Consider the following 13,551-nt stretch of genomic DNA (forward strand, 5'->3'; position numbering starts at 1 on the left):
CGGCGAACATCCGAACCATCCACCATGGCCCCAGTCCCACTCATTCCTTTTACCTGCCCGGTCTGCGGAAGCGGCGTGGAGCACTTCCTCCCCGTACCAGAGCATTACGCTTCATCCCTGAAGAAGCACCGGGCGGCATTCTCGCTCGAGGACTTCGAGACGCTGAACACCGAGCACTACAGCTGCCCGGCATGCATGGCATCGGACCGCGACCGCCTGTATGCCTACTTCATCCGACGCCACTTGCTGCGTCCCAGCTTGCCGCCACTGCGAATCCTGGACATCGCGCCAGCGCCGGCACTCTCAGCCATGCTGCGCGGGCTGGGCGGGCGCAACTACCGCTCTGCAGACCTGTATTCACCCCTGGCCGACGACCGGGTGGACATCACAGACATGCAGGCATACGCAGACGGCTCGTTCGATCTCATCATCTGCTCACACGTGCTGGAACACGTGGGGGACGATCGGGCGGCGATGCGGGAACTGCACCGGGTTCTCGCCCCCGGCGGCTGTGCGATTCTGATGGTACCGCTGTTGACCACGGCCACGGCGACCGATGAGGACCCGGAGGAAGCCCGCGTTGAAGAACGTTGGCGCCGGTTCGGGCAGGACGACCATATCCGCCTTTATGCGAAAGCCGATTTTGTCCAGCGCCTGCAGCAGGCCGGATTCGCGATGGAAACGCTGGGCCTGGCGGAGTTTGGCGCCGCCGCACTGACCGAGCACGGAATCAGCGCCGGCTCGGTTCTGCACGTCGGGCGCAAGCCGGTCGAGGCCGGTGGCAGCCGTCCCAGCTGGCTGGTGCCGCAATCGCCCCCGCTTGCCCACGAGCCGTCGGACGGGGCACCCGTGCATGTCACGGTGGCCATCCCCGCCTACAAGGCGAATTACCTCGACGCGGCGCTGTGCAGCGCACTCACGCAGGAGTTCGACTCGTTCGAGGTCGTGATTTGCGATGACAGTTCCAGCGACGCCGTGGAAAGCGTGGTGGCCCGGTACCTGGACGGTGGCCTCGCGCTGCGGCCATCGCCGGTCGCCGTGCGCTACTTCCGCAATCACAACCCGCTGGGTGAGGAAGGCAATGTCGGTCGATGCATCCAGCTGGCCCGCGGAAGTTACATCAAGTTCCTCTACGACGACGACACGCTGCTGCCGGGTTGCCTGCAAGCGCTCGCAGACGTGCTGGACAGCCACCCTGACGTTTCGCTCGTCTCGACGCGCCGGACGGTGATAGACGAGCATGGCCATCGACAGACCGACATCGCTGCGACGCAGCCCCCCTTCACGCAGGACGTACTGATCGAAGGAACCGATGTGGTTTCAGTCATGGCGGAGTGGACCCTGAATTTCATCGGCGAGCCCAGCACCGTCATGGTCCGCCGTGCCGATGTGCTGCCCCTTGCGGGCCGGCAGTTTTCCCTCGACAACGAACCCGTCTACTGGCTGGGTGACTTGACCATGCACGTCCAGCTGCTGCGGCAGGGGCACCTCGCGCTACTGCACGCTCCGCTGTCCTGTCTGCGGATTTCCCAGGAGCAGACCAGCCATCTCGGCCGGCTTCACGCTCAGATAGGGCGGGAACGCTATGCCTTCTTTCAGCGCACGCTGAGGCAGCGCGGTTGGGTCAGACCCCACAACAACCAGTTCGCCCGCGTGACCCCGCTGAACGCCCCTGGGGCGTTCGATACGGTCGATCTGGGCGCACGCCTGGAGCGCATGTCCCGCGGCGAACCGCCCCTGCTGGACACGCTGGGGCCGTGGCTCGCCGCACGGCAACCCAACGCCGTGCAGGTGGCACAGATGAGGCACAAGCTGCAGGCGGCGGCCGCACCGCTGTCCGTGCGCGTCTTCGTGCGCGATGCACAGGGCGACAGCGCCCAGGTAGCGGCCACGCTGGCCAGCCTGAAGGCGTTGCAGACGCCAGGGCTGTCGTTGCAGACCGTGGTGCTCACACCCGCTCCAGGGCTCGCAGAGGATGGCGTCGAGCATGTCCCGATGCCCGCGCAGGCACACTGGCCGACAGTGGTCAACCGGCAGGTCGCGGCCGAATCCTTCGATTGGCTGCTGCTCCTGGACGCGGGAGAAACGTTCACCGCCCACGGCCTTTGGACTCTGCTGCTGGAGGCTGGAGATGTGGTCGAATGCCGCGCGGTCTACGCGGACGAGTGGGTGGACACGGGTAACGGCGGCTGGGGCACCCTGTTTCGCCCTGACTTCAATCTCGACATGCTGCTGTCGTGCCCACAGGCTATGGCCCGGCACTGGATGTTCCGACGTGACGCTGTTCTGCAGACCGGCGGATTCGACCTCGATGCCGCCGACGCTGCGGAGCTGGATCTGTTGCTGCGTTGGATCGCCGCCGACGGCATCGGCGGCCTCGGCCACGTGAGCGAGCCGCTGCTCGTCTCCTCCCTGCCGCATCTGACCAGCCGTCCCGCCGAAGTGAACGCGATAGCCAAGCACCTGCATCACCGTGGCTACGTTCAAGCCAGCGTGGACTCCAGCCTCCCCGGCCGCTACCGCATCCATTACGGCCACGAGGCATCGCCCTCCGTCTCCATCATCATCCCCACCAAGGACCAGTTCGCCATGGTGGAGCGCTGCGTCAGCTCCCTGCTGGAGAAGACCACCTATCAGAACTACGAGATCATCCTCGTGGACAACCAGAGCACGGAGCCCGCGGCCTGTGCCTGGCTGGACGGGCTGGAGGCCATGGACGACCCGCGTATCCGGGTTCTGCGCTACCCGCATCCGTTCAACTATTCCGCCATCAACAACGCGGCCGCGCGGACGGCCCGGGGGGAATACCTCGTTCTGCTGAACAACGATACCGCCACGCTGCGCGGCGACTGGCTGGACGCCCTGCTCAACCATGCGCAGCGACCCGAAGTAGGCATCGTCGGCGCCAAGCTGCTGCATGCGGACGGCACCATCCAGCACGCGGGGGTGGTGCTCGGGTTGCGCGGTCCGGCGGAGCACCCGTTCATCGGCCTGCCGGCGGATGCGCCCGGCTACATGCACCGCCTGGAGGTAGACCAAAACTACAGCGCCGTGACAGCGGCCTGCATGATGGTGCGGCGTTCGGTCTTCGAGGGGGTGGGGGGGCTGGACGAAGAGGCGTTCAAGGTGTCCTACAACGACGTGGACCTGTGCCTCAAGGTGCGCCAGGCCGGCTACCTCATCGTCTGGACGCCACACGCCGTGATGCTGCATGAAGGCAGCGTGAGCCAGAACGCGGTCGATCCCGCCAAGCAGGAGGCCAAGCGGGAGCGCTTCATCGCAGAGCAGGATGCGATGTACCGGAAATGGCTGCCGGTCATCGCCCGCGATGGCGCCTACAACCCCAACCTGTCGCTGTTCGGCACCGGTTTCGACGTCGAAACCGACGCCACCGTGAACCGCCGGCCCCTGCCCTGGCGTCCCCAGCCCGTGGTGCTGGCCCTTGCGGCCGACAGTTCCGGCTGCGGGCACTACCGGGTGATGGAGCCGGTACGCGCCATGCATGAAAGCGGCATCGCCGACGCCCGCTTCAGCGGTCGCTATTTCACCCTGGAAGAACTGGAGCGGCTGCAGCCCGACACGCTGGTGCTGCAGCGCCAGGTGACCGAGCTGCAGATCGGGCTGATCCAGCGCATCCAGCGGCTGCGGCCGACCTTCATGGTGGCCGAGCTGGACGACTACCTGCCGAACCTGCCGATCAAGAACACGCACCGCAGCGAAATGCCCAAGGACGTGCTGCGACTGCTGCGGCGCTCCGTGGGACTGATGGACCGCTTCGTGGTTTCCACGCCCGCGCTGGCCGAGGCCTTCGCCGGCATGCACGGCGATCTGCGCGTGGTGCAGAACCGCCTGCCCCCGCGCTGGTGGCGCGGCCTGCAGAGCACCCGGCGCGCTGGCGCCCGCCCGCGCGTGGGCTGGGCCGGGGGCATCAGCCACCAGGGCGATCTGGAATTGATCGTCGATGTGGTGAAGGCGCTCCACCAGGAAGTGGACTGGGTTTTCTTCGGCATGGCGCCAGAGGCGATCCGGCCTTATCTGCGCGAATTCCATGGGCCGGTTTCCATTGAACGCTATCCACGCGCCCTGGCCAACCTGAACCTCGACCTGGCGCTGGCACCCCTGGAGCAGAACCTCTTCAACGAGTGCAAGAGCAACCTGCGGCTGCTGGAGTACGGCGCCTGCGGCTACCCGGTGGTGTGCAGCGACGTGAGGCCCTACCAGGGCGCGCTGCCGGTCACGCGCGTCAAGAACCGGTTCAAGGACTGGGTGGACGCCATCCGAGCGCATGTGCACGACCTGGATGCGGCCGCTGCGGCGGGCGATCGGCTGAAGGCGGCCGTCGAGGCCGACTGGATGCTGGAGGGCGATCACCTCCAGTCGTGGCTGCGCGCCTGGCTGCCCGGCAACGGACAAGCCGCGAATTAAGGGCCATTCGCCGCTCAAGTGCGCAGACTACATACCGATACCCTTGTTAGCATCGGTATCCAGGCGCGGGCGTCTGTCATCGGCGCCCGTCCCCTTTCGCCTGCCTGAGCCCCTCAAGACCCCTCCATGTTCGTCATCCTCGGTTACCTCGTCTGCCTCGGCTGCATCTTCGGTGTGTACATCGCCCACGGCGGGAACATCTCCGTGATCCTGCACGCGCTGCCGTTCGAGATCATCACCATCCTGGGCGGGGCGCTGGGTGCGTTCGTGGTCAACAACCAGCCCAAGGTGATGAAGGCCACGCTGAAGGCGCTGCCGATGGCGATGAAGGGCTCCAAGTACACCAAGGCGCGGTACATGGAACTGATGGCGATGCTGTTCGACATCCTGCAAAAAGCCCGAAAGGAAGGGCTGATGGCGATCGAAAAGGACGTGGAGTCGCCCCACGAGTCCGAGATCTTCAAGAAATACCCCACGGTGGGCAGCGATCACCATGTCATCGAATTCACCACCGACTACCTGCGGATGATGGTGTCCGGCAACCTCAACGCGCACGAGATCGAATCCCTCATGGACAGCGAGATCGACACCCACCACCAGGAGGCGCACGCCCCCGTGGCGGCGCTGGCGCGGCTGGCGGGCGCGCTGCCGGCCTTCGGGATCGTGGCGGCCGTGCTGGGCGTGGTGAACACCATGGGCTCGGTGGGCCAGCCGCCGTCGGTGCTCGGCGGCATGATCGGCTCGGCCCTGGTGGGCACGTTCCTGGGCATCTTGCTGGCCTACGGGGTGGTCGAGCCCTTGGGCGGCCTGGTCGAGCAGAAGACCGAGGACGCGGCCAAGGAGCTGCAGTGCATCAAGTCCACCCTGCTGGCCAGCATGCAGGGCTACAACCCGTCCACGGCGGTGGAATTCGGCCGCAAGGTGCTGTTCTCGGGCGACCGGCCCAGCTTCAGCGAGCTGGAAGCGCACCTGAAGGGCAAGAAGTAGGCGAATAAGTAAGCAAGCGCTCCCGGCGGCAGCAGCAGTTGCTGCTGCTGCGACCTTGCAATCGACACCATGGCGGAAAAGAAGCTCCAACCGATCATCATCAAGCGCGTGAAGAAGGGTGGCCACGCCGTGCACGGCGGCGCCTGGAAGATCGCGTACGCCGACTTCGTGACGGCCATGATGGCGTTCTTTCTGCTGATGTGGCTGCTGGGCTCTACCGCCAAGGGCGAGCTGCAGGGCATTGCCGCCTATTTCTCTTCGCCGATGAAGGTCGCCATGCAGGGCGGCGACGGCTCGGGCAACAGCTCCAGCATCCTGCCGGGCGGCGGCAGCGACCTGGCGAAGGTGCACGGCCAGGTCAAGCGGGCGGATTCCGATTCCACGACGTCGAGCCGGCGCATGACGGTGGAGAGCGGCAAGGCCGAGCAGGCTCGGCAGGCCAAGGCCGAGCAGGCGCGCCAGGACCAGATGCGCATCAAGGCGCTGCAGGCCAAGATCGATGCGGTGATCACCGAGAACGCCCGTTTGAAGGAATTCCGCTCGCAGATCCGCATCGACCTGACGCCCGATGGGCTGCAGATCCAGATCGTGGACGACCAGAACCGCCCGATGTTCGACAGCGGCAGCGCGTTGGTGAAACCTTACATGCGCGACATCCTTCGCGAAATCGGCACCGCCCTCGGCGGGGTCGAAAACCGCATCAGCCTGGCCGGCCACACCGACGCCGCGCCGTACGGCAATGGCGACCGGGGCTACAGCAACTGGGAACTTTCCGCAGACCGGGCCAATGCCTCGCGGCGCGAACTGGTGGCGGCCGGCATGCCCGATTCCAAGCTCGGCCGGGTGGTTGGCCTGGCGGCCAGCGACCTGCTGGAGCCCGCCAGCCCCCGAGCGCCCATCAACCGGCGCATTACCATCACGGTTTTGACGCGCGAAGCCGAAGAACGGCTGCTGGGCAAGGGGGGCACATCGGCGCCCGCAGCCGCTGCCAGGACGGTGCCTGCCGAAAAGCAGGAAAATCCCCCACCCGCCGAGCAGCAGTAACAGCTTGTCACAGACGCGCCGGCCCACGACAATCCCATACAGTAATTTCCGACCGAAAGGGTCCCCGTGACCACTGCCCTTCGTTTTTTGATCGTTGACGACTTTTCCACCATGCGCCGCATCGTCCGCAACCTCCTCAAGGAGAGCGGCTTCACCGATGCCGACGAGGCGGAAGACGGCGTCGTGGCGCTCAACAAGCTGCGCAACAGCAAGTTCGACTTCGTCGTGACCGACATCAACATGCCGAACATGAACGGCTTCCAGTTGCTGGGCGAGATCAAGAAGGACGACAAGCTCAAGCACCTGCCCGTGCTGATGGTGACCGCCGAAGCGCGCAAGGAAGACATCGTCGCTGCCGCCCAGGGCGGTGCCGCCGGCTACATCGTCAAGCCGTTCACCAAAGCCACGCTCGAAGAGAAGGTGACTTTGATCCTCAAGAAAATGGGGCTTTGAACCATGGAAACACCGGGCAATGCCGCGGCGGACGCGGGAGGCGACGACGTCCATCAGAAGATCGGCCTGCTCACGCGGCAGCTGCACGATTCGCTCAATGAACTGGGCTACGCCGACAAATTGCGCGGCTCCATGGGCGAGCTGCCCGACGCGCAGAGCCGCCTGTCGTACATCGCCCGGCTGACGGGCGAGGCCGCCGAGAAGGTGCTGAGCCGCGTCGAGCAGGCCAAGGCGCAGCACGACTTCATCGCCGCCGAGACGCGCCGCGTGGTGAATTCGCTGGTCGCCGACCCGGTGGCGGCGGTCGCCAAGGGCGAGATCTTCAACTTCCTGACCGACGTCGAGCGCGTCACCAAGGAAGCGGACGTGCATCTCACCGAGATCATGATGGCGCAGGACTTCCACGACCTGACCGGCCAGGTGATCGCGCGGGTGGTGAACCTGGCCAGCACCATCGAGCAGCAGCTGGTGCAGCTGCTGATCCAGACCGCGCCGCCCGAGATGCAGGCCGCCGTGGCCGCCGTCGAGCCCGTGCGCGAGCCGCTGCAGGGACCGGTGGTCGATCCGGAAAACACCGCCAACGTGGTGTCCAACCAGTCCGAAGTGGACGATCTGCTGGCCAGCCTGGGCTTCTGACGGCTCGGGCAGCCCCGCTGCGGCTGCCCTGCTCCCAAAACAGGAGCGGCCTGCGCTGGCGTTTGGCGCATTTCAGGGGGTTTCATGCCTGGAACGCTGATGGCACCAGCGCAGGCAGCTATTGAAACAATAGCAAAATGCAGTAAAAGGCGTCCCAGCCGTGCATGCCGGCCAGTACGGGATTGGCACGCCCTTCGACACGACCAGGGCGGGCGGGGTGACGGCTGGCATCGGGCGCAGCCCCGGGGCTGAGGCCTGCGCCGACCGGGCCGGCAGCGCGCCGGCACGGCGTTGCGCGCCCGAATAGCGGCGCTTCGCTCCCGCTATTCGGCCTTTAGTTTCCGGGGCCGCTCACGACAATCGCATGACCGAAGCCGTCATGCCGTCATGAGTTCCAGCCAAGACAAATCCCTACCCGCTACCGAGCAGAAGCTGCGCCAGGCCCGCAAGGACGGCCAGGTGTCGCGCTCGCGCGACCTGTCGCACCTGGCGATCCTGGGCATGGGCGCGGCGGCGGTGCTGATGCTGATGCCGTCGCTGGTCGAGCACCTGCAGCACGCCCTCGCGCGGCAGCTCACCTTCAACGCGGCCACGGTGCATGCCTCGGGTACGATGGTCCAGCGGCTCTCGGAGATGGCCGGCATCGGCCTGGTGGCGAGCGGCGCCTTCGCCGCGCTGACCATCCTCGCCGCCGTGGGCAGCGCCATCGGCTCGGGCGGCTGGATCTTCTCGTTCAAGCCCATCACCCCGCAGTTCAGCCGGTTGAACCCGATCTCGGGCTTCACGAATCTGTTTTCCAAGCAGCAGCTGGTCACCGTCTCCAAGATGGTGCTGATGACGGGCATCCTGGCCGTGGTGGCCTGGAATTTCCTCAGCTCCAGCATCGAGAAGGTCGCGATGCTGGTGCTGCAGCCCTCGCCCGTCGCCATCCGCCAGGCCGCCGACTGGGTGACCTCCGGCATGGTGCTGCTGCTGCTGGTGGTGTTCATCGCCGCCGTGATCGACGTGCCGCTGCAGGCCTTCTTCTTCAAGTCCAAGCAGAAGATGTCCCACGAGGAAGTGAAGCAGGAACACAAGCAGTCCGAGGGCAGCCCCGAAGTGAAGGGCCGCATGCGGCAGAAGGCGCGCGAGATCGCCAACGGCGCCAGCCTGGCGAACGTGCCCAAGGCCGACTTCGTGGTGATGAACCCGACCCACTATGCCGTGGCCCTGAAGTACGACGAGGCGACGATGAGCGCGCCCCAGGTCATCTCCAAGGGCACCGACCTGCTGGCCTTCCGCATCCGCGAGCTGGCCAACCAGCATGCGGTGCCGGTGCTGCAGTCGCCCATGCTGGCCCGCGCGCTCTATGCCAACGCCGAGCTGGAGCAGCCCATTCCGGCACAGCTCTTTTCCGCCGTGGCGCAGGTGCTGGCCTATGTGTACCGCCTGAAGGCGGCGCTGCGCGGCGAAGGCCGCATGCCCGACCAGCAGCCCGACCCCTTCGTTCCGCCCGAACTCGATCCGCACCACACGCGGGGCACCGCCCCGGCAGGTAACGCGCCATGAAAACGCCTTCGATGAACTCGGTTCGCCAGTGGGGCTCCGCCCTGCAGGGCATGGCCGCCCCGCTGCTGGTGGTGGCCATCCTCGGGCTGATGGTGCTGCCCATTCCGGCCTGGCTGCTGGACACCTTCTTCACGCTGAACATCGCCGTCGCGCTAATGGTGATGATGGTGGCGGCGTACATGATCCGCCCGCTGGACTTCGCCGCCTTCCCCACGGTGCTGCTGCTCACCACCCTGATGCGCCTGTCGCTGAACGTGGCCTCCACCCGCGTGGTGCTGCTGGAAGGCCACACCGGCCCGGGCGCGGCCGGCGCGGTGATCGAGGCCTTCGGCCACTTCCTGATCGGCGGCAATTTCGCCGTCGGCCTGATCGTGTTCGCCATCCTGGTGGTCATCAACTTCGTGGTGGTGACCAAGGGCGCCGAGCGGATCGCCGAAGTCTCGGCCCGCTTCACGCTGGACGCCATGCCCGGCAAGCAGATGGCGGTGGACGCCGACCTGAACGCCGGCCTGATCGACGAGAAGGAAGCCCGCCGCCGCCGCGCGGAAGTGGCGGAAGAGGCCAACTTCTTCGGCTCGATGGACGGCGCCTCGAAGTTCGTGCGCGGCGACGCGGTCGCCGGCATCCTGATCCTGGTGATCAACATCGTCGGCGGCTTCGCCATCGGCATGCTGCAGCACGACCTGTCGGCCGGCCAGGCCGCCAACAGCTACATCCTGCTGGCGGTGGGCGATGCGCTGGTGGCGCAGATCCCCGGGCTGCTGATTTCCGTGGCCGCCGCCATGGTGATCTCGCGCGTGGGCAAGGAAGAGGACATGGGCCGCCAGATCGTGCAGCAGCTCTTCATGTCGCCGCGCGTGCTGGGCATCACCGCCGGCATCCTGATCCTGCTGGGCGTCATTCCCGGCATGCCGCATGCCGTCTTCCTCATCATGGGCGCGGGCTTCGGCTACGGCGCCTGGGTGCTGATGCAGCGCGCCAAGCGCCCCGCCCCCGTCGAGGAAGCCCCTGCGCCGGTGAGCGACGGCGAGGCCTCGTGGGACGACCTGCAGCCCGTGGACCTGCTGGGCCTGGAGCTGGGCTACCGCCTGATCGCGCTGGTGGACAAGACCCGGCAAGGCGACCTGCTGACCCGCATCAAGGGCGTGCGCCGCAAGTTCGCCCAGGAGGTGGGCTTTTTGCCGCCCGCCGTGCACGTGCGCGACAACCTGGAACTCAAGCCCAGCGCCTACCGCATCACCCTGCGCGGCGTGATGGTGGGCGACGGCGAGGCCTTCCCCGGCATGTTCCTGGCGATCAACCCCGGCGGCATCACCACGCCGCTGATCGGAACGGCCACCACCGACCCGGCCTTCGGCCTGCCGGCGCACTGGATCGACGAACACCAGAAGGAAGCGGCACAAATGGCCGGTTTTACGGTCGTTGATTCGGAAACCGTGATGGCGACCCATTTGTCACACTTGATGCAAGTGCAAGCCGCCAAGCTGCTCAGCCGTACTGAGACGCAGCAACTGGTGGAACACGTCACCCGCCTGGCCCCCAAGCTCATCGAAGAAGTCGTTCCGAAAATGGTTTCCATCGCCACGTTCCAGAAAGTTCTCCAGCTGCTGCTGGAGGAGTCTGTGCACATCCGCGATATCCGCACCATCGTCGAAACGCTGGCCGAGCACGCCGGCAGCATCAGCGACCCGGTGGAACTGGCGCGCCGCGTGCGCATCGCCCTCTCGCCGGCCATCGTGCAGCAGATCTACGGCCCGACGCGCGAACTCAACGTCATCGCCATCGAACCCGGCCTGGAACGCCTGCTGGTGCAGGCCCTGGGCAACGCCGGCGGCCCGTCGCTGGACCCGGGCGTGGCCGACATCCTGACGCAGAAGGCGGCGGAAGTGGCCATGAAGCAGGAAGAGATGGGCCTGCCGGCCTGCCTGCTGGTGCCCGACCCGATCCGCAACGCCATCGCCCGCCTGGTGCGCCGCGTGGCCCCCCGCCTGCAGGTGCTCGCCCACAGCGAGATCCCTGAAACCCACACCATCCGCATCGGCCCGATCCTCAGAGGTGCATCCGCATGAACATCAAACGCTTCAACGCTCCCACCTCGCGGGAGGCCCTGGCCAAGGCGCGCATGGCTTTTGGTGAAGGCACGCTCATCCTGTCGAACCGCCCCACGGCCAACGGCGTGGAAGTGGTGGCGACGGCGGAAGACACGCTCTCCAGCAGCCTGGACGCGGCCCCCGCCTCGATGCCCGCGCCGCTGGCGCCCGCCCAGCCCGCGTCCCGTGCCCCGGCCGCCGCGCCTGGCGGCCGGCTGCAGGACCGGGCATCGGACATGGCCGCCGAAACCCGTGCCCGCATGCCGTCCCGCCCCCAGCAGGGCAGCGGCCGCGAAGTGGTCGAGCAGGACACCGAACAGCTGGCGATGAGCACGCTGTCGTTCCAGGACTATGTGCGCGAGCGCATGCTGCGCCGCCGCCACGAGGCGCTGAACGACGGCGGCGCGCCCGCCCTGCCGGAACGCGCACCCGCCCACTCGGCCCATGCATTGCACGCGGCCGAACTCACCGCGCCCCGTGAGCACCGCATGCCCGCCGCCCAGCCCGTGCCGGTGGCGCGCCACAACCCGGTGCGCGCCATCCCGATGGATCTGCCCGAGCCGCCGCCTGCCCGCCGCAGCGTGGCCGCCGCGCCTTCGCTGGCCCAGGCCGCGGCGCCTCAGGGCCTGATGAACGAGCTGCAGTCGATGCGCGAGCTGATCGAGGACCGTTTCAACACGCTCGCCTGGCTGGGCCAGGCCAAGCAGGACCCGATCCAGTCCAACCTGATGCTCAAGCTGATCCGCGCAGGCTATTCGCCGGCCCTGGCACGCGGCATTCTCGAACGCATGCCCGAAGACCTGTCGGCCGGCAATGCCGTGCGCTGGCTGATGGAAGTGCTGGAGCGCAACCTGCGCACCGATTCGCATGCCCGCCCGCTGTATGAAGAAGGCGGCATCTTCGCCATGGTGGGCTCCACCGGCGTCGGCAAGACCACCACCACCGCCAAGCTGGCCGCGCTCTGCGCACGCATCCACGGCCCCGGCAGCGTAGGCCTGATCACGCTCGACACCTACCGCGTGGGCGCCCACGAACAGCTGCGCACCTATGGCCGCATGCTCGGCATCGTCGCCCACCTGGCGCACGACCGCGCCGCCCTGCAGGACCTGCTGGGCCTGCTGAGCGGCAAGAAGATGGTGCTGATCGACACCACCGGCGTGGCGCCGCGCGATCCGCGCAAGCGCGACATGCTGGACGTGCTGGACCTGCCCCACGTGAACCGCCTGCTGGTGCTGAACGCCGGCTGCCACGGCGACACGCTCGACGACGTGCTGGGCGCGTTCAAGACGGCAGGCTCGCAGCAGGCCATCCTCTCCAAGGTGGACGAGGCCGTGAAGCTCGGCCCTTCCATCGATGCGCTGATCCGCCACCAGATGGTGCTGCGCGGCGTGACCAACGGCCAGCGGGTGCCCGAGGACTGGGAAGCGGCCGACGCGCACAAGCTGGTGAGCGCCTCCATGCGTTCGCCGGTCAAGTCGGCTTTCGATCCGAAGGCGTCCGATTTGAATTTCTTCTTCTCGCAGTCGCCGGACATGTCCGCCGAACGGGGGCTGGCCGATGTTGCTTGATACCGGACTGCATCAGGGTTTCAGCCTGTCGAGCGTCACGCCGCAGGCCGAACTGCGCTGGCTGGCCGTGCTGAGCCAGCCCGACGCCACCATGGGCCTGGAGACGCTCTGGCAGGTCTGCTCCAGCCTGCAGCGGCTGGGCTACCCGGTGGTGGTGCTGGACGGCACCGCGCGGGAAACCGGCGACGCCCCCGGGCTGGAGCAGCTGCTGGCCTCGCCCGACTGGCAGGGCGGCAGCCTCTCGCGCGGCGCGTCCACTTCCACCTCGCTGGCGGTGGTGCCCGCGGCCTATGGCCTGCTGTGCCTGGCCGAGCGCGCCAGCCGCGGTGAGGCGGCCGTGATGCAGCGCCTGCATCCGATCTTCCGCGCCTATTCGCTGGTGGTGGTCTATGCCCAGCACCCGTTGATGGCACCGCTGCTGCGCGGCACCCCGGCCCTGCCGCTGGTGATGACCTCGCCGGACGCCCCCGGGGTGGAGCAGAGCTACCGCCAGCTCAAGCACATGGCCGTGCATGCCGGCGTGCAGTGCACCGTGGCGTCGGTCGTGGCCCCCGGCCCGGCAGAGCCCCGGCGCACCCAGGCGGCCCGCGGCGCGCTGGAAACGCTGCAACGCTGCGCCGCCGAACACCTGGGCCACACGCCGAGCACCACCGTCGTGCGCGCCGGCAGCCCGCAGGATGTGCAGCGCCTGGCCTTGCAGCTGCTCGAAAACGCGTGCACCATGGACAACGGCATGCCCGGCCTGCCCACGAACCGACTGACCGCCGAGCCCCCTGCGCACTTCGTTCGGAGCCATTGAT

Annotated in this window: 9 protein-coding genes; all 9 read left to right on the forward strand. The window is 67.2% G+C overall.

Features of this window, described 5'->3' with window-relative positions; genetic code table 11:
* Positions 1-75 precede the first annotated feature (75 nt).
* The 9 genes from ASF94_RS04285 to ASF94_RS04325 all read left to right on the forward strand — a co-directional run bounded on the left by ASF94_RS04285 (position 76) and on the right by ASF94_RS04325 (position 13,550).
* A complete protein-coding gene (locus tag ASF94_RS04285) occupies positions 76-4,425 on the forward strand; it encodes a glycosyltransferase (RefSeq protein WP_235505261.1) in 4,350 nt (1,449 codons plus the stop codon).
* Positions 4,426-4,551: 126 nt separating this feature from the next.
* Positions 4,552-5,412: a flagellar motor stator protein MotA gene (motA, locus tag ASF94_RS04290; RefSeq protein WP_056662099.1), complete on the forward strand. Its 861-nt coding sequence runs from the start codon at positions 4,552-4,554 to the stop codon at positions 5,410-5,412.
* 69 nt (positions 5,413-5,481) lie between these two features.
* Positions 5,482-6,456, forward strand: coding sequence for a flagellar motor protein MotB (gene motB / locus ASF94_RS04295; RefSeq protein ID WP_056662102.1), 975 nt, complete (start codon positions 5,482-5,484; stop codon positions 6,454-6,456).
* Between the two features lie 66 nt (positions 6,457-6,522).
* Positions 6,523-6,909 carry a chemotaxis response regulator CheY gene (cheY, locus tag ASF94_RS04300; RefSeq protein WP_056662105.1) on the forward strand — a complete coding sequence of 129 codons (387 nt, stop codon included), beginning with the start codon at positions 6,523-6,525 and terminating at the stop codon, positions 6,907-6,909.
* A 3-nt stretch (positions 6,910-6,912) separates the two neighbouring features.
* A complete protein-coding gene (locus ASF94_RS04305; protein WP_056662108.1) occupies positions 6,913-7,545 on the forward strand; it encodes a protein phosphatase CheZ in 633 nt (210 codons plus the stop codon).
* Between the two features lie 387 nt (positions 7,546-7,932).
* A complete protein-coding gene (locus tag ASF94_RS04310) occupies positions 7,933-9,093 on the forward strand; it encodes a flagellar biosynthesis protein FlhB (protein WP_056662111.1) in 1,161 nt (386 codons plus the stop codon).
* A complete protein-coding gene (gene flhA, locus ASF94_RS04315) occupies positions 9,090-11,162 on the forward strand; it encodes a flagellar biosynthesis protein FlhA (protein WP_056662113.1) in 2,073 nt (690 codons plus the stop codon). The genes ASF94_RS04310 and flhA overlap by 4 nt, the downstream gene beginning before the upstream one ends.
* The gene (flhF, locus tag ASF94_RS04320) at positions 11,159-12,751 is read left to right on the forward strand and encodes a flagellar biosynthesis protein FlhF (protein ID WP_056662115.1); all 1,593 of its coding nucleotides are present in this window, start codon (positions 11,159-11,161) and stop codon (positions 12,749-12,751) included. Before flhA ends, flhF begins: the two co-directional genes overlap by 4 nt.
* Positions 12,741-13,550, forward strand: a complete 810-nt coding sequence (locus ASF94_RS04325) for a hypothetical protein (RefSeq protein WP_056662118.1) — start codon at positions 12,741-12,743, stop codon at positions 13,548-13,550. Before flhF ends, ASF94_RS04325 begins: the two co-directional genes overlap by 11 nt.
* The last annotated feature ends 1 nt before the right edge of the window (position 13,551 follow it).

Origin of the sequence: Acidovorax sp. Leaf160 (genome assembly GCF_001424265.1) — a bacterium.
Lineage (GTDB): Bacteria > Pseudomonadota > Gammaproteobacteria > Burkholderiales > Burkholderiaceae_C > Paracidovorax.

What these genes read in the sequence shown, in the direction of transcription:
- motA (WP_056662099.1), top strand. Translation starts at nt 4,552, where the DNA reads ATGTTCGTCATCCTCGGTTACCTCGTCTGCCTCGGCTGCATCTTCGGT.
- motB (WP_056662102.1), top strand. Translation starts at nt 5,482, where the DNA reads ATGGCGGAAAAGAAGCTCCAACCGATCATCATCAAGCGCGTGAAGAAG.
- ASF94_RS04305 (WP_056662108.1), top strand. Translation starts at nt 6,913, where the DNA reads ATGGAAACACCGGGCAATGCCGCGGCGGACGCGGGAGGCGACGACGTC.
- ASF94_RS04310 (WP_056662111.1), top strand. Translation starts at nt 7,933, where the DNA reads ATGAGTTCCAGCCAAGACAAATCCCTACCCGCTACCGAGCAGAAGCTG.
- flhA (WP_056662113.1), top strand. Translation starts at nt 9,090, where the DNA reads ATGAAAACGCCTTCGATGAACTCGGTTCGCCAGTGGGGCTCCGCCCTG.
- flhF (WP_056662115.1), top strand. Translation starts at nt 11,159, where the DNA reads ATGAACATCAAACGCTTCAACGCTCCCACCTCGCGGGAGGCCCTGGCC.
- ASF94_RS04325 (WP_056662118.1), top strand. Translation starts at nt 12,741, where the DNA reads ATGTTGCTTGATACCGGACTGCATCAGGGTTTCAGCCTGTCGAGCGTC.